The organism is Psychroserpens mesophilus (genome assembly GCF_000826645.1).
Taxonomy (GTDB): Bacteria; Bacteroidota; Bacteroidia; order Flavobacteriales; family Flavobacteriaceae; genus Psychroserpens; species Psychroserpens mesophilus.
This window is the reverse complement of the sequence record NZ_JXJP01000014.1, coordinates 129,306-148,981: the sequence shown is the minus strand read 5'-3', so window position 1 is coordinate 148,981 and position 19,676 is coordinate 129,306. Positions and strand designations below refer to the sequence as shown.

Annotated in this window: 15 protein-coding genes and 1 tRNA gene; 9 read left to right on the top strand and 7 right to left on the bottom strand. The window is 34.2% G+C overall.

Features of this window, described 5'->3' with window-relative positions; translation table 11 throughout:
• Positions 1 to 70: 70 nt before the first annotated feature.
• Genes TD18_RS11815 through TD18_RS11805 form a run of 3 tightly spaced genes read right to left on the bottom strand, consistent with a single transcriptional unit; the run spans position 71 to position 4,431 of the window.
• Positions 71 to 1,933 (bottom strand): M1 family metallopeptidase, encoded by a 1,863-nt coding sequence (locus tag TD18_RS11815; protein WP_040252797.1) that lies wholly within the window; start codon positions 1,931 to 1,933, stop codon positions 71 to 73.
• A 25-nt stretch (positions 1,934 to 1,958) separates the two neighbouring features.
• The gene (locus TD18_RS11810; RefSeq protein ID WP_040253035.1) at positions 1,959 to 3,569 is read right to left on the bottom strand and encodes a S8 family peptidase; all 1,611 of its coding nucleotides are present in this window, start codon (positions 3,567 to 3,569) and stop codon (positions 1,959 to 1,961) included.
• A gap of 1 nt (position 3,570) precedes the next feature.
• Positions 3,571 to 4,431: an MBL fold metallo-hydrolase gene (locus TD18_RS11805; RefSeq protein WP_040252792.1), complete on the bottom strand. Its 861-nt coding sequence runs from the start codon at positions 4,429 to 4,431 to the stop codon at positions 3,571 to 3,573.
• 139 nt (positions 4,432 to 4,570) lie between these two features.
• Here TD18_RS11805 and TD18_RS11800 point away from each other — a divergent pair, with 139 nt between their 5' ends.
• From TD18_RS11800 to TD18_RS11790, 3 genes are all read left to right on the top strand, one after another.
• Positions 4,571 to 4,903, top strand: a complete 333-nt coding sequence (locus TD18_RS11800) for a DUF202 domain-containing protein (RefSeq protein WP_316931629.1) — start codon at positions 4,571 to 4,573, stop codon at positions 4,901 to 4,903.
• Between the two features lie 34 nt (positions 4,904 to 4,937).
• Complete coding sequence (locus tag TD18_RS11795; protein ID WP_040252790.1) at positions 4,938 to 6,716, top strand: SLC13 family permease; 1,779 nt, start codon at positions 4,938 to 4,940, stop codon at positions 6,714 to 6,716.
• A gap of 116 nt (positions 6,717 to 6,832) precedes the next feature.
• Entirely contained in the window at positions 6,833 to 8,689 is a 1,857-nt protein-coding gene (locus tag TD18_RS11790) for a cation:proton antiporter (RefSeq protein WP_040252788.1), read from the top strand.
• Positions 8,690 to 8,853: 164 nt separating this feature from the next.
• On the opposite strand, the gene lepA is transcribed toward TD18_RS11790, so the two are convergent.
• Entirely contained in the window at positions 8,854 to 10,650 is a 1,797-nt protein-coding gene (gene lepA, locus TD18_RS11785) for a translation elongation factor 4 (protein WP_040252786.1), read from the bottom strand.
• A 153-nt stretch (positions 10,651 to 10,803) separates the two neighbouring features.
• On the opposite strand from lepA, the gene TD18_RS11780 reads away from it, so the two are divergent.
• Positions 10,804 to 13,218 (top strand): TonB-dependent receptor domain-containing protein, encoded by a 2,415-nt coding sequence (locus TD18_RS11780; RefSeq protein WP_040252783.1) that lies wholly within the window; start codon positions 10,804 to 10,806, stop codon positions 13,216 to 13,218.
• Positions 13,219 to 13,405: 187 nt separating this feature from the next.
• On the opposite strand, the gene TD18_RS11775 is transcribed toward TD18_RS11780, so the two are convergent.
• Entirely contained in the window at positions 13,406 to 14,518 is a 1,113-nt protein-coding gene (locus TD18_RS11775) for a TolB family protein (RefSeq protein WP_040252782.1), read from the bottom strand.
• 42 nt (positions 14,519 to 14,560) lie between these two features.
• Here TD18_RS11775 and TD18_RS11770 point away from each other — a divergent pair, with 42 nt between their 5' ends.
• From TD18_RS11770 to dusB, 3 genes are read left to right on the top strand one after another with little or no spacing between them, the layout of a single operon-like run.
• Positions 14,561 to 15,796, top strand: a complete 1,236-nt coding sequence (locus TD18_RS11770) for a M28 family peptidase (RefSeq protein WP_040252780.1) — start codon at positions 14,561 to 14,563, stop codon at positions 15,794 to 15,796.
• 9 nt (positions 15,797 to 15,805) lie between these two features.
• Positions 15,806 to 16,192, top strand: coding sequence for a DUF4345 domain-containing protein (locus TD18_RS11765; RefSeq protein ID WP_040252778.1), 387 nt, complete (start codon positions 15,806 to 15,808; stop codon positions 16,190 to 16,192).
• 43 nt (positions 16,193 to 16,235) lie between these two features.
• Positions 16,236 to 17,231, top strand: coding sequence for a tRNA dihydrouridine synthase DusB (gene dusB, locus TD18_RS11760; RefSeq protein ID WP_040252776.1), 996 nt, complete (start codon positions 16,236 to 16,238; stop codon positions 17,229 to 17,231).
• 130 nt (positions 17,232 to 17,361) lie between these two features.
• Here dusB and TD18_RS11755 read toward each other — a convergent pair whose 3' ends face one another.
• Positions 17,362 to 18,567, bottom strand: coding sequence for an ABC transporter permease (locus TD18_RS11755; RefSeq protein ID WP_040252773.1), 1,206 nt, complete (start codon positions 18,565 to 18,567; stop codon positions 17,362 to 17,364).
• Positions 18,568 to 18,591: 24 nt separating this feature from the next.
• A complete protein-coding gene (rbfA, locus tag TD18_RS11750; protein ID WP_040252771.1) occupies positions 18,592 to 18,990 on the bottom strand; it encodes a 30S ribosome-binding factor RbfA in 399 nt (132 codons plus the stop codon).
• Positions 18,991 to 19,112: 122 nt separating this feature from the next.
• On the opposite strand from rbfA, the gene mce reads away from it, so the two are divergent.
• The gene (gene mce, locus TD18_RS11745; protein WP_040252769.1) at positions 19,113 to 19,517 is read left to right on the top strand and encodes a methylmalonyl-CoA epimerase; all 405 of its coding nucleotides are present in this window, start codon (positions 19,113 to 19,115) and stop codon (positions 19,515 to 19,517) included.
• A gap of 85 nt (positions 19,518 to 19,602) precedes the next feature.
• A tRNA-Ile gene (locus TD18_RS11740) sits at positions 19,603 to 19,676 on the top strand.

The following is a 19,676-nucleotide window of genomic DNA, read 5'->3' as shown; positions in this document are numbered from 1 at the left end:
AGAGCAAGATACTAAAAGTGTAGCAATACCAAACATTTGTTATAATTAATTACAACGTTGGTTTTATTCTTTATTTTAAAGATAGCCTGTTATTTTTACTATTTACATCTGCCATTAAACCTGAAGAATCAATTTGAACAGATCTAATTTTTTTAGAGGTCTCAAAACTATAGGTAGGTAGCACCCAAGTCCAATCTTTTAGAATGGTTGCAGAGGTAGGTTTATCGCCTAGCATTTCTCGTAAAGGAATGTAAAAATCTTCAGTGGCACCATCTGTATAAGTTACCTGAATGTCTAATGGCATTGCCATTTTTCCGATACGCTCTAGTATCACCTCGTTTTTGTTAATACTTTTAACTGCATAATCTATGGTATTTGTAGTTTGAGCAAAATCGATTAGATACCAGTCGAGTTCAATTCCGGAAACTTTTTCAGCAGTACGAATAATGTCTAAAGGTTTAGGATGTTTAAACACAAATTCGTTGTAATAGGTTTTAATGGTCTTATCTAAATTGTGTTCTCCAATGATATAACCTAATTGCGCTAAAAACACACAGCCTTTATGATAAGCTGCTGTACTATATGAACGATTTAATTCATAGCGATCTGCATAGGTTGTAAGCGGTTGTTCTAAACCAGACTGCGCTAATTCGATATATCGATTATAGGATTTTTCCCAAGGGTTTAATTTGTTTTCATCGTAGAAAACATCCATAGCTTTGTATTCTGCATAGGTTGCAAAGCCTTCATCCATCCATTCGTGTTTTGCTTCATTTGAAGCCAGTAAAAACTGAAACCAGGTGTGCGCCATTTCGTGAGATACAGTACTTCTTAACATACTTTCGAGTTCAACTTCACCTCGAATAAACGTACACATGCCATATTCCATGCCTGAATCACCTGCTTGAATTATAGAGTATTGTTTGTATGGATATGGTCCGATTAAATTGCTAAAGTAGGTCATTAGATTAGCAGCTTTTGGTTGTAGTTCTTTCCAGTTTTTCAATTGTTCTTCGGACATCGTGTTTTTATAGAAGAAGTGTAGCAATGGACCATTTTCTACTTGTAAGGTATCGTGCTTATAATTTGGATCTGCAGCCCAAGTAAAGTCATGAATATTTGGAGCAATAAAATGCCAGGTTAGCTTTTCACCTTCAGTTTTAACTGTTTTTTGAGCATAACCATGTCCAATGGTTTCTGGGTTTTGCAAATAACCAGTACCTCCAATAGTATAGTCTTTATCGATTGTGATTTTAACGTCATAATTTCCCCAAACACTGTAAAATTCTCTAGCGATGTAAGAGTAAGCATGCCATCCTTCCTCATCGTATTCGGCTAATTTTGGATACCATTGCGCCATTGACAAGGCAACACCTTCTTTGTTGTTTCTTCCAGAACGTCGAATTTGAATAGGTACCTGACCTGTAAAAACCATATCAAAATTTACTTGTTCTCCTGGTTGAATGGCTTGATTTAATTGAACTTCAAGAAGCGTTCCTTCAACTTTGTAATTAACCGATTTTCCATTTTGAAGAAGTGATTTTACTTTGATATATCCTATCTCATCAGGTTGTAATCCTGCTATTTTACTTTCATAAACAGGATCTTCCTTAGTTCCTGTATTATGAGATAAACGCCGACTAGGATCTGAAATAGTTTGTGCTCTTATATCCATATCACTGCCTGGTTGAAAGGCATTAAAGTATAAATGATAAAACACTTTATTTAGAACATCAGGAGAATTGTTAGTATAAACAATGTTTTGTTGTCCTTCAAACTGATACGATGTCACATCCATATCAATTTCCATGGTATAATTGGCTTGTTGCTGCCAGTAATTATCTGTTTTGTAAACCATTTGAGGAACTTGAGCAACAGTTATAGAAGTACTGAAACAGGTATAACACAATAGAAAAACAATAAGCTGTTTCATAAGTAGGGTTTAATTTTAGAGATGTTTAATTCTTTATTTGAGCAGCCATAATCAAAGCGTTGTAGGCATTTGCAATTTTGCCAGATTTTGAAATTTCAGTTAGATTTTTAATCTCACGAGATTCTCCGACCACAACTTTAGTCTCAATAGGCAATCCCGAATCCATAATAATTTGTTTCACCTGGGAAGCTGTTAACTTTGGGTATTGGGATCGAATTAATGCAGCAACACCAGTAACATTTGGTGCAGACATCGATGTTCCGTTTTGTAATTTGTATTTATTTTCAGGTATTGCGGAATAAATTTCAGATCCAGGAGCAAATATATCAACATTCACTTTTCCGTAGTTCGAATAGTAGGCTACCATTCCAGAGCCATATCTGGGAGTTAAAGCGCCAACAGTAATGAAATTATCAGCTACTTCATTTCCGTTTCCAGTGGCATCATTAGGAAAATTTTTATGTATGTCAATATCGTGACCATCATTTCCAGAACCATGCACAATAAGGACATCTTTAGTTGCGGCATAGGCAATAGCCTCTTTAACCCAATCACTGTGAGGAGAAAACGCCTTGCCAAAACTCATGTTTATTATATGTGCACCATTATCGGCAGCATATCGAATTGCTAAAGCGACATCTTTATCATATTCATCACCATTTGGTGTAGAACGGATTGCCATAAGTTTTGCATTATTAGCAACGCCTTTGATCCCTGTATTGTTATCGCGTTCAGCTAAAATAATTCCACTGACGTGAGTGCCATGGCTTTCGTTTTCTTCAGTAGGTCTCGGATTATTATTACCATAACCAACGTCATAAATATCGTTTGGATTATCACCAGTTTTTCTACCTTTAAAATTTTTGTTTAAGTGATAATCTAATCGCGTATTGATATTTACCAAATCACCTTCAACAGCAGCTTTAAATGCGGTAACAGAACCATAATCTAAACTAAAGATATAATTTATGAGCGCAACAGATTCACTTAACGCTTTATCTTCGGTTTTGATAGCAGCAACCTCCTTCTTAGTATAATCTTTCTTTTTTAAGAAGTCTGAAACAGCATTATCCGAACTAATGACGTCTTGCAATAGTTTGTTAGAATTAATTTTGAGCTGCGAGTATTTTTGAAATTCAAGATTGTATTTTTCTTCAGCTTCAGCATATCTTGGATGACTTTTATCACCAGATGCTAATAATCTAACATATTCAAACTGTTCGTAATACGTTTCTCCTATAAAATTCCAACCATGAATATCGTCGATGTAACCATTATTATCGTCGTCTTTTCCGTTATTAGGAATTTCGTCTTCGTTAACCCAGAGTACATCATCTAAATCCTCATGATCTATATCAGTTGCCGAATCGATGACAGCGACTATAACTGTTTTTCCTTTTTTGTTTTTTATAACTTCTGAATACGCTTTTTCAACACTCATTCCTGGAATCGTGTCTTTTACCAAATCTAAATGCGACCAAGTATGTCGTTCATTTTCGGTTAAAGGAGACACTTTTAAAGGAGAACTATCAATGTTTTCGACAGGTGTCGAAATAATTCCGGAAGAACTTCCGCAACCAAAAAGCAGAAACGATAAACAAACTAGTAGAGAAAACGATTTTAGGGAGTAGTGCATTTTAATTAAAAACAACATTTGTAGTATAAACTTCTTTAAGTCTGACACCTTTTTCTGTGTGCTGAACCGTAATAATTTCGTTGTGTGCATCATGCTCTAAAAACAAATAAAAATTTTGATCTGCAGCAAGATTTAAGAATTTTTCTTTCTCATCCAATGTGAGCAGAGGTCTTGTATCGTAACCCATTACAAATGGAAGTGGTAAATGACCAGCAGTAGGCAATAAATCTGCCATAAAACAAATGGTTTTATCGTTATACCGTATCATTGGAATCATTTGCTTATCGGTATGACCATTAGCAAAAAAGATATCAAAACCAAGTTCAGAATTTTTTAAGATATCTATTTCAGGAAGCGAAGTAAATTTCAATTGACCACTTTCTTCCATTGGTAAAATATTTTCTTTTAGAAATGATGCTTTTTCACGATTGTTTGGTTGAGTGGCCCATTTCCAATGCTCTTTATTGCTCCAAAACTGCGCATTTTTGAAAGCAGGCTCATAACCTGTTCGGTCTTTGTTCCATTGAATACTGCCTCCACAATGATCAAAATGTAGATGCGTCATAAACACATCGGTTATATCATCACGATGAAAACCATGAGCTTTAAGCGAACTATCAATGGTATCATTTCCCCAGAGAAAGTAGTATCCATAAAACTTGTCGCTTTGTTTGTTTCCCATACCAGTATCAATTAAAATTAATCGTTTGCCATCTTCAATTAACAAACAACGTGCTGCGATATCAATCATGTTATTGGCATCGGCAGGATTAGTTCTTGACCAAATTGATTTAGGAACAACGCCAAACATGGCACCACCATCAAGTTTAAAATTTCCAGCGTTTATAGGATATAAATTCATATGAGAAGATAATTGACATGCAAATTACTAAAAGCATTAAACATTATTTCATTTAAGTACCATTTATTGAGGGATTTTTAACATTTTTAATAAATTATTTATCTAAAGTATTTACTTATATTAATGAAAATTTTACCGAATGAAAACAACTCCCAAAATTAAAAAAATGAAATTGTTGAGGTTTGGTCGTGACTTTAATCCAGACGAACAAGTTATTTTGCGAGACTACTTAGCTATTGAGCGAACCAGATTGGCTAATGAGCGTACGTTGCTATCTTATATTAGATCATCACTTTATTTGCTTTTAGGAGGTATTGCGTTTTTTCAACTCAAAGAGTTCACAAATTTTAAGTATTTGGCTTTACTATCATTAATTTTTAGTGGTGTTTTTTTTGTCATTGGAATCTATAGATTTACCTTACTTAAGAAGAGTTTGAAAAGGGTATATTACAAATCTGAAGAAAAACAATAACGCCATTAATCTGAACTATTATATGTAGTCTATTATGGATTTACTAATAACATTTGCTATTATTTTAGTTGGTGTTTTTCTCTTTGTGAAAGACTATTTTTCTATTGACACAACATCCATATTAATTATGGCAATGTTTATTGTCGCAGGAATACTGAGTCCTGAGGAAGGTTTCTCAGGGTTTAATCATCCTGCCACTATTACCTTGGGTTGTATTTTTGTTGTTAGTGGAGGTGTTTTTAGCTCAGGCATATTAGACGGACTCAGTTTTAAAATTATTAAACTTGCTAAAATTCATTACAGTATTGCACTCGTTGTTTGTTGCTGTATTTCTGGTTTATTTTCAGCGTTTATTAATGATACAGCAGTCGTTGCGCTATTACTTCCCATTGCCTTAACAGTTTGTAGAGAAACGAATATTAGACCTAGTATGTTGCTCATGCCAATTTCGTTCGCTGCATTATTTGGTGGTACATGTACTTTAATTGGTACCTCAACAAATATACTAGTAAGTAGTTACGCTAAAAAGTATGGTGTTGAAGAGTTTGGAATGTTTGAATTTAGCGGAGCAGCATTATGCCTTTTAGCCATTGGATTTGCTTATATTTTTATATTTGGTCCGTTACTATTGCCAAAAAACAGAGGAGAAAACAACGAGTTTACAAAAAAGGCAGAAACATATATTACAGAACTTTATGTTGAAGATCACTGTGAAGATATAAATTCATATTTGGGAAAATCTCAATTGGTACAAGACTACAATGTCAATGTGCTTTCGATTCTCAGAAATGATGTTTTAAAGCATAATTTTGGCTTAGATACCAGAATACTGAAAGGTGATATTTTAAAAATTATTGCACCTCCAGAAACCTTATCGAGACTTTTAGATATGAAAGGCTACAGTATTAAGGGTTCAAATCGTATGAAGGTCGCAGAGGAGAAGTTCAAATCCTTCAATCTTTACGAAGTAATTATTCCTTATGGCTCAAGTTTATCGGGTGTATCATTGAAAGAAATCAATTTCAGAAAACAATATAATTCGTCTGTAATAGCGATACGACACAGAGGTCAAAATAAATACGATAAATTAAGTCATATCGCATTAAAAGAGGGCGATATGTTACTGATTTTAGGTCAAGAAGAGGATGTCAATAATTTAGAATCAAGTAAGACAATTGTTAGACTCTCAGAATACGTAAAAAAACAAACCAACTATAAAAAAGCCATACCAGCTGTATTAATTGGTATTGCCGTTGTATTAGCAGCATCGCTAAATATTACATCAATATTAATTAGCGCAATGATAGGTGCATTACTGATGGTGTTGACAGGTATTTTAAAGCCCATGGAGGCATACAAAGCCGTAGAATGGAAAGTGATTTTTATGATGGCAGGTGTTCTTTCTATGGGAACAGCACTTGAAAAAGTTGGAGGTGCAAGCTTAATAGCAAACTATATCATGGAAACACTTGGTCAATATAACGCCCAAATCACCTTAAGTTTAATTTATTTAGTCACTTTTATTTGTACCAATTTAATTTCGAGTAAAGCAACAGCAGCTTTGATGGCTCCAATAGTTATAAGTTTGTCTGAGGCTATGCAAATTAGTAATCGTCCATTTTTGGTAGCTGTCATGTTTGCGTGCTCGCTCACATTTATGACACCAATGAGTTATCCAACAAACACTATGGTTTATGCTCCGGGAAATTATAAATTCAATGATTTTTTAAAAATGGGTACACCACTTAACCTCTTAATTTGGATAGCAGCATCGTTTATTATACCTTATTTTTTCCCTTTTAATTTGAATTAATTGATTTTTGAATAACGATTTTTAGGCTTACTAATAGATTATACAGATTAGCCCGTAATTGTTAATTTTTAAGTTATTAAAATTGATTTATCTTTAGCTTTCAAAAAAATGAATACATGTTAGAATTAGCGGGAATTATTATTTTAGGAATATTAGCGCAATGGGTTGCTTGGAAATTTAAAATTCCTGCAATTTTACCGTTGATTTTAATCGGACTTCTAGTAGGTCCAATTGCTGCTGAATATTTATCCCATGATGGAACAAAATGGATTGAACCCATTTGGAATGACGAAGAAGGCTTGTTTCCTGGCGAAAGCTTATTTTACTTTGTGTCGTTAGCAATTAGTATCATTCTGTTTGAAGGTGGTCTTACCCTAAAATTAAGTGAAATAAAAAATGTTGGTCCCGTAATTACCAAACTCATCACTATAGGCTCATTAGTTACCTTTTTTGGTGCAGCTGTAGCGGCCCATTTTATTTTTGATTTAAGCTGGGAAATTTCATTCTTGTTCTCTGGTTTAATCATCGTTACTGGTCCAACAGTTATTACACCTATTTTAAGAAATATTCCATTAAAAAAAGACATATCAGCAGTTTTAAAATGGGAAGGGATTCTTATCGATCCTATTGGAGCTTTGGTTGCAGTATTGGTTTATGAGTTTATTAGTGTTGATGCTGGTGGTGAGTTTACAAAAACAGCACTTATAGAGTTTGGTAAAATTGTACTTTTTGGGACCACATTTGGTTTTACATTTGCTCATGGACTCAACTTTATACTAAATAAAAAACTAGTCCCTCATTATTTAATAAATGTCTTTTCGCTTGCTGCTGTATTAGGCGTTTTTGTCTTATCAGATGTATTTGCACACGAGTCGGGATTATTAGCAGTTGTTGTTATGGGAATGGTTCTTGGCAATTCTAACTCTCCTTATTTAAAAGACATTCTTTACTTTAAAGAATCACTTAGCGTATTATTAATTTCTATTTTATTTATCCTCCTAGCAGCCAATATTAATTTTGACGAACTTCTGCTTATTTATAATTGGAAAACTGCAATACTTTTTGCCGTTATTGTCTTTTTGATTAGACCATTAGGCGTCTTTTTAAGCACTATAGGATCTACTCTTAAATTAAATGAAAAATTATTCATTAGTTGGGTAGGACCAAGAGGTATTGTTGCAGCAGGTATTGCATCTTTATTCGGACTTAAACTTGCAAGCTTAGGAGTTGTTGATGCAAAATATATTACTCCATTAGTATTTGTAATTGTATTAGGTACGGTTTTATTAAATGCAACAACTGCACGATTATTTGCTAAATTAGTGGGAGTATTTTTAACAAAATCAGAAGGAATATTAATCGTTGGCGCTTCAAAATTTTCCCGACTTATTGGTCTTTATTTAGAAGAAAATAACAGAAGTGTTGTTATGATAGATAGCAATCAGAATAATATTAGTAGAGCTAAAGAGTTAGGATTAGATGCAATAAACACGAATATTTACTCAGATACATTGTCAGACAATATTGAACTTAATGATGTTGGATACTTAATGGCAATGACCGGTAATTCAGATATTAATTCATATACCATTAACCGGTTCGGCAAAATTTTTGGTGAACATGGAAGCTTCAGATTAGTTTCTGCCGAAGAAATGAATGATGATAAAAACAACCCTGTAGAAGGCTTATTTTCTCATACAGACGATTATATTAGACTTACAGAAGTCGCTCGAAATTATCCGGCAATTCATGAAATAGACATACACGACAAGGAACACTATGATTCTTTGATAGACATGGCTAATAAAGACAAAAATGTCATTCCGCTTTTTATTAAGAGTGATGCAGGTGATTTAGAAATTATTTCATCCTTTAGCAAAGACATTGATGCTATTAGAGAAGGTTATAAACTCGTATATCTTGGAAAACATTTCGACATTGAAGATCTTCAAAACAAAGAGGTTTCTACCTAATTAAAAGCAATGTTATTGAAATCCAATTCCCAATTCCTCTAGTGTTATTCATTTCTTTTAAATAACTAAATAATCACTATCGCCGTAGTCTTTTATAAAAAAATAAGCTTAAAAAAACCGAAGTGAAATACTTCGGTTTATATCATTAAGACAGGTTTGTAAGATTAATCATTCAATTTTAACACAGCCATAAATGCTTGTTGCGGAATTTCAACATTACCAACTTGTCTCATACGTTTTTTACCTTTTTTCTGTTTTTCTAAAAGCTTACGTTTACGCGAAATATCTCCACCATAACATTTTGCTGTTACATCTTTACGTAACGCTTTAATGGTTTCTCTGGAAATAATTTTTGCACCAATTGCAGCCTGAATTGGAATATCAAATTGCTGTCTTGGAATAAGCTCTTTAAGTTTTTCACACATTTTTTTACCAATGTGTTGCGCGTTATCAGCATGAATTAAAGCAGAAAGCGCATCTACTGGTTGTGCGTTAAGTAAAATATCTAAACGAACCAGTTTTGAAACTTTCATTCCAATAGGAGAATAATCAAAAGACGCATAACCTTTTGAGACTGTTTTTAAGCGATCGTAAAAATCGAAAACAATTTCTGCTAATGGCATTTCAAAAGTTAATTCAACACGCTCAGGTGTTAAATAGGTTTGATTTAAAACCATACCTCGTTTTTCAATACAAAGCGACATGACATTACCAACAAAATCAGATTTGGTGATAATCGTTGCTTTTATAAACGGTTCTTCAACACGGTTTACAGTCGTTGGCTCAGGTAAATCTGACGGATTATTGACAATAAAAGCTTCGTCTGGATTTTTATTGGTGAAAGCGTGATACGACACGTTAGGAACTGTTGTAATCACAGTCATATCAAATTCACGTTCTAAACGTTCCTGTATAATTTCCATGTGAAGCATTCCTAAAAACCCACAACGGAAACCAAAACCTAAGGCTGCTGAACTTTCAGGTTGAAATACCAAAGAGGCATCATTTAACTGTAATTTTTCCATGGAGTTACGAAGCTCTTCGTAATCTTCAGTATCTACAGGATAAATTCCAGCAAAAACCATAGGTTTTACATCTTCAAAACCTTCAACAATATTAGTTGTCGGATTGGCGAAGTCTGTAATTGTATCACCTACTTTAACTTCCTTAGCCGTTTTTATTCCTGTAATTAAATAACCAACATCACCTGCTTTAACACTTTTTTTCGGAACCTGATGTAGTTTTAAAGTACCAACCTCATCAGCATAATATTCTTTATCTGTAGCGACAAATTTGATTTTTTGTCCTTTTTTAATTTCGCCATTGAAGACTCTAAAATAAGTTTCAATTCCTCTAAATGTATTGTAAACTGAATCAAAAATTAAAGCCTGAAGAGGTGCTTCAGGATCTCCTTTTGGTGCAGGAACTCGTTCGATAATTGCTTTTAAAATATTATCAACACCAAAGCCTGTTTTTCCACTGGCATGAATCACTTCTTCAGGATCACACCCTAAAAGATCAACGATGTCATCTGTAACTTCTTCCGGATTAGCGCTTGGCAAATCTACTTTGTTAAGTACAGGAATAATTTCTAAATCATTTTCTAAAGCCAGATAGAGATTAGAAATAGTTTGGGCTTGAATACTTTGAGCAGCATCAACAATTAATAATGCACCTTCACAAGCCGCAATGGAACGCGACACTTCGTATGAAAAATCAACGTGTCCTGGCGTATCAATCAGGTTAAGTACATAGTCTTGACCTTCATAATGATAATCCATTTGAATAGCATGCGATTTGATAGTAATGCCACGCTCACGCTCCAGATCCATACTGTCTAAAAGCTGGTCTTGTTTTTCACGAGCAGTAACAGAACCTGTAAAATCGAGCAAACGATCGGCCAATGTACTTTTTCCGTGATCAATATGTGCAATAATGCAAAAATTCCTGATGTTCTTCATAAATCAAATCTTCTTTAAAAGATGCTGCAAATATAATTGATTTCTTACGCATAAAATCATATTATTGTTTACAAAAAGCCTAACATATGAGCAAAAACCGTAAATAGTATTTAAAAACAAATGTTATATTGCGATGCAAAACCCTAATTAAATTTGAAATCCCTACTCAATTTTATAGTCTTGATGCTATGCTCATTAACGAGCTATGGCCAGAGTTTTTCTGTTTCAGGAACTGTAATTGATGCTGATAATATCTCCATTGAATTTGCAAATATCATTCTGTTAAGTGAAGATGAGAGCGAGGTCTTAAAGGGAACATCTACGGACGACAATGGGTTTTTCAGTATTCTTAATTTGGAAGAAGCTACTTACGTTTTAAAAATCAGCTATATAGGTTTTGAAAGTTTTAATCAAAAGATTATTCTAAGAGGTAATTTAGATTTGCAAACGATTCAACTGAATGAAGCTTCAGAGCGTTTAGACGAAGTTAGTATTATTGCGAAGAAGCCAACCATTAAGAGAGAGGCAGATCGATTGGTTTTTAACATAGAACAGACAGCTTTAGTAGAAGGAAATATGCTTCAGGTGCTAAAAAGCACTCCTGGCGTTTTGGTGATAGGAGATGAGATAACGGTTAAAAATTCTAATCCTACAGTTTATATCAATAACAGAAAAGTTAATTTATCTTCTGAAGATTTAAATCAGTTGCTTGAAGGATCGTCTGCAAATTCTATAAAATCAGTTGAGGTCATCACAAATCCATCTGCAAGATATGATGCAGAAAGTGGAGTCGTCATTAATATCATTATGACTAAAAATCTGGTTACAGGTTACAGAGGAAGTGTTTTTACAAATTACACACAAGGTGTTTTTCCGAGGTATAATGCAGGAACAAGTCATTTTTTTAAAAATGAAGACATCAGCTTAAATGTGAATTACAGCTATTCTAAAGATAAAATTAACAGAGAAGGAGACGACACTGTAAATTTCTTAGATAATTCAAATAATCTTGATCAAAGCTGGCGTTCGTTTACCAATAGAAATACCTGGTCTGAAACACACAACTTAAATACTAATTTCGATTATTTTATTAATGATAAGAACACCTTAAGTCTGTCATCAAATGTTTTGTATTTGCCATATTTTAAGTACAAAATAGCCAATAACACAATGATTACTGATGACAATGGTAATTTTTTATCACGATTTACAGCAGATAATTTATCGAGAGACAACAAGTACAATTTAGCGTTTGATATAGATTTCAATCATAAATTTACCAAAGGAGAATTGGTTGTAAATGCACACTACACAACATATAATTATGAGAGAAATCAAGGAGTGATTAGTAACTTTTTTGATGCGAATAATACCTTCCAAAATGCGAGTGCTTTTAACACTAATAATAACCAGGACACCAATATTTTTGCAGGAAAGATAGACTATAACTTACCAATTAATGAATCTTCAAATTTTGAAACAGGACTAAAATTTTCAAGCACCAATACCGAAAGTGATATTACTCAGTTTGATGTAGATCTTAATACTGGAAACGAAACCGTTGATGTTTTAAACTCTGATGCTTTTAACTATGATGAACGCATTTTCGCAGGCTATATCAATTACGATTTAAACACTGAAAAGTGGAGCATAAATGCAGGATTACGTGCTGAACAAACTAATATTGAAGGTGTTTCACCATCAACAAATATTACAAATTCTCAAGACTATTTAGAATGGTTTCCAAATGCAAGTCTGCAATACAACATTTCTGATAATTATAATGCATATATAAACTATAAACGAAGCATAGCACGACCAAGTTATGCGGCTTTAAATCCGTTTCAGTTTTTCTTAAATGATAATTATGTCGTAACTGGTAATCCGTTTTTAGTGCCAACGTTTACCGACCATTTTGTAGTAGGAACAAATATTACAGATTACTTTACATTTGAAGCCTACTATAAAAATTATGATGGTGCCATTTCTGAAATTCCCAGACAAAATAATGCAACCAATGTTATTGAATATATTTCAGTAAACTTCGATAAAACAGTTGAGTTTGGATTTGATTTTATCACCAATTTTAATGTCACAAACAGATGGTCTGTGTACGCTGTGACCTCTTTTTATAATTTTGAAGAACAAACCAATTTCGGATTGGGCTTTGTTAAACAAGATCAATGGTCTAATTATTCAGAATTGCAAAACAGTGTGACCTTGTTGAAGGATAATAGTTTAAATATTAGCTGTGCTTTGACTTGGGTTGGAAAAAATCTACAAGGGTTTCAAATTGTAGAAAACCGATTCTTTTCAGAACTCGCTATTTCAAAAACAATCTTAAAGAAACAAGGAACACTTTCACTTTCTGTAAGCGATATCTTTAATCAACATGATTTTGATTTGTCAACAAAATATCAAAACCAGTTCAACACACAGTTTGTTGATGTTGATGATCGCTATGTAAGATTAGGTTTCAGATATAAATTCGGAAACACTAAATTAAATAGCAATGTTCGCGCTATTGATACTGAAGAACGAGATCGATTAGAAAAGAAAGGCAATTAATTCGAGTTTATTTGTCATTCCGACTGAAATGGAGGAATCTTATTAAGTTTATTTGAGATTTAGCTACGCTGAACCTTACTGTTTCTCGGCTGGCTCAAAATGACAACATCATGTGACTTTTTGTCTTCACTACGTTCTGAATGACAAAGTCTTCTCGGATGTCATTCAGAGCAAAGCGAAGAATCTCTTAATCTTGCCATTCTGCAATAAATAGATTCGTATCTCTTCCACCTCCATTATTTCTGTTGGATGAAAATGCTAAATATTTTCCATCATTAGAAAACACAGGAAAGGCATCAAAGGTTTCACTATGAGTGACACGCTCCAGGTTTTTACCATCAATATCGATTAAGTATAAATTAAAAGGGAAACCACGTTCAGCTTCAAAGTTAGAAGAGAATAAAACTTTCTTTCCCGAAGGATGAAAAAACGGACTCCAATTAGCGTTTCCTAAATCGGTTAATTGGCGCAAATCACTGCCATCAGCATTGCAAATATATAATTCCATTTCGGTTGGCTCAACTAAACCTTCAGCCAGTAAATCTTTATATTCTTTAATCTCTTGTTCTGTTTTTGGTCGTGATGAACGGAAAATTAATTTGGTGCCATCAGGCGAAAAGAATGCACCTCCATCATAACCCAATTCGTTGGTGATTTGTTTGACGTCACTTCCGTCGATATTCATAGTATATAATTCTAAATCACCACTTCTTGTAGAGGTAAATACAATTTTATCACCTTTAGGAGAAACCGTTGGTTCGGCATCATAACCCTCTTCATTTGTTAATTGCTTTACAATATTGCCTTCTAAATCAGCCACAAAAATGTCGTAGCTGTCATAAATTGGCCAGATGTATTTTCCGTTTTTGCGTAAAGGCGTTTCGGGACATTCGTCTTGTTTTAAATGCGTAGACGCATAAATGATGTGTTTATTGTCTGGTAAGAAATACGCACACGTTGTGCGTCCATTTCCAGTACTAACCATAGGAGGCATATTGCCCTTAAAGGTTTCGTCAGCATTCATTAAGAACATCTGATCACAACCAACATTCCATGCTTTATTATTAGATTGAAACACTAATTGCTTGTCATCAAAACTCCAATAAGCTTCAGCATTATCTCCACCAAAAGTAACCTGACGAATCGATTTAAAGTGTTTTTCACCAGGATAAATCAATGAATCTTTTAAAACGTCAGTCATTTCAGGTTGTGTGTCCTTTACTGTTTCTGATGTAGATTTTGGGTCGTTTTTGCAACTTAAAAAAGCCGATACCAATATGACAAAGTATGTGTGTTTCATCCTATAATTAACTAAATTTGTTCAAAATTAAGACTTCATAAGATGAAAAACATATTATTTATACTTTTTTTGTTGGTGTTGATAGCCTGTAAAACAGATTCTAACAAAAAAATGAAGGACATCACCATTAAAGAGGATGTTGCTTTTTTGGCTGATGACAAGCTTGAAGGCAGACAAACAGGAAGCGATGGTGAATTAGCAGCAGCAGATTATATAGCAGAACGTTTTGAAGCGCTCGGACTTTCAACTAAAGGTCCAGATGGTTATTTTCAGACGTTTACCTTTAAACCTAAAACTGATCCACATCAAGAGGTTAATTATACGGTTAAGGATGGTGACAGTACAATTACAGGAACAAATGTGATTGGATTTCTTGATAATAATGCAGAAAACACCATCATTATTGGTGCACACTACGATCATTTAGGTTATGGCGCTGAAGGATCTTTATATAGAGGAGAATCGCAAGAAATTCATAATGGTGCAGACGACAATGCTAGCGGAATTGCAGTACTATTAAATTTAGCTCAGAAATTAAAAAAGAAGAATAAAGGTAATAACTACTTGTTTATTGCATTTTCGGGAGAAGAAATGGGATTATTAGGTTCAAATTATTTTACCAAACATTCAACTATTGATTTATCGAAAGCTAATTATATGCTGAATATGGACATGGTTGGTCGTTTAAAAAAAGACAGTACGTTAGCCGTTTACGGTGTTGGGACCTCTCCAATTTTGAAACAAGTGGTCAAAGCCAATAATTCTAAATTCAAAATTATTGAAAACGAATCTGGAGTGGGTCCAAGTGATCATACTTCATTTTATAACAGTGAAATCCCAGTATTACACTTTTTTACTGGTCAGCACGAAGATTATCACAAACCAGGAGATGACATTGAAAAGCTCAATTATAAAGGTATGGAGACTATTTCAACCTATATTTTTGATATCATTTCTGATCTTGATGATAACGGAAAACTTCCTTTTAGAAAAACCAAAAATGAAAGTGAAGATGTGCCAAGATTTAAAGTTGGATTAGGCGTAATTCCAGACTATTTGTACGACGGAAAAGGCATGCGAATCGATGGTGTTAGCGAAGACAAACCAGCTCAAAAAGCCGGACTTCAAAAAGGTGACATCGTTGTGAAACTTGGTGATAGTTTAGTTACAGATATGATGAGTTATATGCGAGCTTTGTCGGCTTTTGATACAGGTGATAAGACTAAAGTAGTTGTGAAACGTGGAGCTGATGAGGTTGAAGCAGAGATTGAATTTTAGATTTTGTAGGTGTTAAAATCTAAAGACGATATCATCACCAAAATCCATCTTATCATTTCAATATGTGTGGTAATTCCTGTAGCTTTTGTTTATGGTTTAAAACCAGAGTTATGTTTTGATATGTTTTTGGAGACTATTGATGAGCACAATTTTTACAAAGCCATCATGGGTCTGTATTTAGGTTTTGCAATATTGTGGATAATAGGTGTTTTTAAATCTACCTACTTAAAATTAGCCATCATTACTAATATTATTTTTATGCTTGGTTTGGGGTCAGGAAGAGTATTGAGTTTGCTTTTTGATGGTGTGCCAACCTTAGGTTATGTTTTCGGAACTGTAGCAGAATTATTTTTGGGAATTTATGGTATTTGGGTTTTGAAAAGAGTAGCCCCTTGAATACAATATAAAAAACTGTAATTTTGCGCAAAATAAATTGACTTTGGTAAAAATTGGAAACATAGAACTTCCTTATTTTCCGTTGCTTCTGGCACCAATGGAAGATGTTAGTGATCCTCCGTTTCGTGCATTGTGTAAGGAGCAAGGAGCAGATGTAGTATACACTGAATTTGTATCTAGCGAAGGCTTGATTCGTAACGCTTCTAAAAGTGTTATGAAGCTCGATATATATGAAAAGGAGCGTCCTGTTGGGATTCAGATTTTTGGAGCCAATATGGAAAGCATGTTGCAAACCATTGATATTGTTGAGAAATCAAATCCAGATATCATAGACATCAATTTTGGCTGTCCAGTTAAGAAAGTTGTGAGTAAAGGTGCAGGTGCAGGAATTCTGAAAGACATTTGTCTGATGGAACAGTTAACTGCTGAAATGGTTAAACGCACCAATTTACCAGTAACTGTAAAAACCCGATTGGGTTGGGATCACGATTCGATAAAAATTGTTGAGGTTGCTGAACGTTTACAAGATGTAGGTTGCAAAGCGATTTCAATCCACGGAAGAACACGTGCTCAAATGTATAAAGGGGAAGCCGATTGGAAACCTATTGCTGCGGTAAAAAACAATCCGAGAATGCACATTCCTGTCTTTGGAAATGGTGATGTTGATACTCCGGAAAAAGCCATGTTAATGCGAGATAGTTTCGGTTTAGATGGCGCAATGATTGGTCGTGCAACAATTGGCAACCCTTGGTTTTTTAAACAAGTCAAACACTTTTTTGAAACTGGAGAGCATTTAGCTCCAATTTCAATGGAAGAACGTGTGGATGCAGCCAGGCGTCATTTGCAAATGTCGATTGACTGGAAAGGTGAAAAACTAGGTGTATTTGAAACCAGACGACATTATACTAATTATTTTAAAGGGATTCCAAACTTCAAGGAATACCGAATGAAAATGGTAACAAGCGATGATTCAAAAGATGTGTTTGCTGCTTTTGATGAGGTGTTAGATAAGTTTTCAGGTTACCAGTTTGCTACTTAGTAGGTTTTGCAAGAAGGATGGAGCACTTCGACTGCGCTCAGTGCAGGCGATATGTTTGAGCTCTCTAGACGTTTTTGTCTAGAAGCGAGTTGCGAGAGCCTGTTTGCCTGAGCAACTTGCCCCAATAATCTTAATTAGATTTCACTAAATGTTTTGTAATTCGCTGTGATGCCAATTTTGACGCCAGCAAGCCAAGTATGGTGATGGTTACCAACACAAGAATGAAGTTTATGGTTTTTAAGACCACAGGATAAGGCTCTGAAGGAATAATCATAACCAACGAAAATTGCTGTTGCAGAAAGACAATGACGAACCCTAAAATGAGTCCGATAAGTCCACCAAGAATCGTCATTAAACTTCCTTGAAGAAAGAATATACGTCTGATGTCTTTTGTGGTTGCGCCTAAATTGAAAAGGGTGTGTAGCGATTCTTTTTTGTCGAGAATCATCATGATTAAAGCACCAATTACATTAAATAACGCAATGATTATCACTAAGGTGAATATAAGATAGACAGCTACGTTTTCAGTATTAAGCATTTTGTAGAGCGCATCGTTAAGCTGACTGCGATTTTTGATTTGAATGTTAGTTCCTAAAATAGTCTGTAATGCTTCGCTAACTTGAGTTTTATCTGCATTAGGTTGCAATTTAAATTCTAATGCAGATACCTGATTGTCGTTATAGTTGAGAAGTTGCTTTACAGTTTCAATATCGGCATAAATGTAGTCGTAGTTTAGGGCTTCGTTGATGTTAAAAACACCAATATTAAACACCTTAATTGTGTTGAAAGCACCTTTAACAGAGGTAATTTGTCCTTTTCCAGGTTTAGGTACAGAAATGGTAAGGCTCTTTGTCATATCAAGCACACCAAAAGATAAAGCATTTGAAATTCCGCCTCCAGATACAATTTGAGAAGTACCGTTTTCTAACCAACGTCCGTACATGATCATAGAATCTATTGACGTTACTTTTTTGTAGTTCGCATCGACACCTTTTAAGGTAATGATTTGTTGTTTTTGATCAAATTGTACAATGGCGCGTTCTTCAATAATTTTAGAATACGACGCAATAGCATCGATGTTGTTTAGAGCTTCTAATTGTTTTTCGCTAAGAGATAATGATTTACCCTGAAAAGGAACAGCTTTCAAATCGGGATCGACCAAAGAAGAAAACCTGAGGCTAAACTCTTTTAAACCAGCAAAACCTGAAAGCACGACAAATAAAGCTGCAGAAGCAATTATGGTTCCTGAGGCTGCAATAATGGTCATGATATTGATAGCATTATTACTGCTTTTTGAAAACAAGTAACGTTTTGCTATGTACAATGAGAAGTTCATTTTTAAGTGTTGTAAAACAGACGCTTAAGATTTTTTACGTCTTCCCAAAAGGTCTTCATCTTTTATTGGATTTTCTTCACCTTTAAGTGATCTTTCAATACCATCAATATACTCCAGAGAATCATCAATAAAAAACTCTAAATTAGGCATACGTCGCAGTTGATTTTTGGTACGTTGCGCCATTTCATGACGAATTAAAGGTGTGTTTGAGCGAATACCTTCAATTAATTCCTTTCCTTTATTATTAGGAAACACACTGAGATACACTTTAGCAACCGATAAATCTGTTGTAACATTCACCTTGCTTACTGAAATAATAACGCCTCGCATTCCGCCATCCTTAGCTGCTTTTTGTAATATATCTGCAAGATCTTTTTGTAAAAGTCCGCCAATTTTTTTCTGTCGTTGAGTTAATTCTTCCATAGTTACTAGTATACATAATCCTTTGCAAAAGTAGAGGATATTTAAGTATTATCTTGTTTTTGATAGCAAAATTCATACCTTAGAATAAGAATTTGGTTTAAACATAAACTTAAATACCTAAAATGAAAAAAATTGAGCATATAGGCATTGCAGTCAAAGACATAGAAGCCTCTAATGATTTATTTGGAAAATTGTTTAATAAGAACCATTACAAGACAGAAACGGTCGAGAGTGAAGGTGTCATGACATCTTTTTTTAAAGTTGGTCCAAACAAAATAGAACTACTTCAGGCAACACATGACGAGAGTCCGATAGCGAAATTTATAGAAAAAAAAGGAGAAGGCATACATCATATTGCGTTTGCGGTTGAAGATATTGTGTCGGAAATTGAACGACTAAAAGGAGAAGGTTTCAGAATGATTCATGAAAAACCCAAGAAAGGTGCTGATAATAAGTTGATTGCTTTCTTGCATCCAAAAGCTACAAATGGCGTTCTCATTGAGTTGTGTCAGGATATTGATAAATAAATTGATGCTATTTTCTTTGTGGAGTTTTAAAATATGTAGTAATATTGCACACTCTTTAGTCATAAAGATATTGACAAATGTCAATGGTCCCATAGCTCAGTTGGTTAGAGCACCTGACTCATAATCAGGTGGTCCTTGGTTCGAGCCCAAGTGGGACCA

Coding starts and splice junctions, on each gene's coding strand:
- TD18_RS11795 (WP_040252790.1), top strand. CDS start 4,938: ATGGATTTACTAATAACATTTGCTATTATTTTAGTTGGTGTTTTTCTC.
- TD18_RS11790 (WP_040252788.1), top strand. CDS start 6,833: ATGTTAGAATTAGCGGGAATTATTATTTTAGGAATATTAGCGCAATGG.
- TD18_RS11800 (WP_316931629.1), top strand. CDS start 4,571: ATGAAAACAACTCCCAAAATTAAAAAAATGAAATTGTTGAGGTTTGGT.
- TD18_RS11775 (WP_040252782.1), bottom strand. CDS start 14,518: ATGAAACACACATACTTTGTCATATTGGTATCGGCTTTTTTAAGTTGC.
- TD18_RS11805 (WP_040252792.1), bottom strand. CDS start 4,431: ATGAATTTATATCCTATAAACGCTGGAAATTTTAAACTTGATGGTGGT.
- TD18_RS11770 (WP_040252780.1), top strand. CDS start 14,561: ATGAAAAACATATTATTTATACTTTTTTTGTTGGTGTTGATAGCCTGT.
- lepA (WP_040252786.1), bottom strand. CDS start 10,650: ATGAAGAACATCAGGAATTTTTGCATTATTGCACATATTGATCACGGA.
- TD18_RS11810 (WP_040253035.1), bottom strand. CDS start 3,569: ATGCACTACTCCCTAAAATCGTTTTCTCTACTAGTTTGTTTATCGTTT.
- rbfA (WP_040252771.1), bottom strand. CDS start 18,990: ATGGAAGAATTAACTCAACGACAGAAAAAAATTGGCGGACTTTTACAA.
- TD18_RS11755 (WP_040252773.1), bottom strand. CDS start 18,567: ATGAACTTCTCATTGTACATAGCAAAACGTTACTTGTTTTCAAAAAGC.
- mce (WP_040252769.1), top strand. CDS start 19,113: ATGAAAAAAATTGAGCATATAGGCATTGCAGTCAAAGACATAGAAGCC.
- TD18_RS11815 (WP_040252797.1), bottom strand. CDS start 1,933: ATGAAACAGCTTATTGTTTTTCTATTGTGTTATACCTGTTTCAGTACT.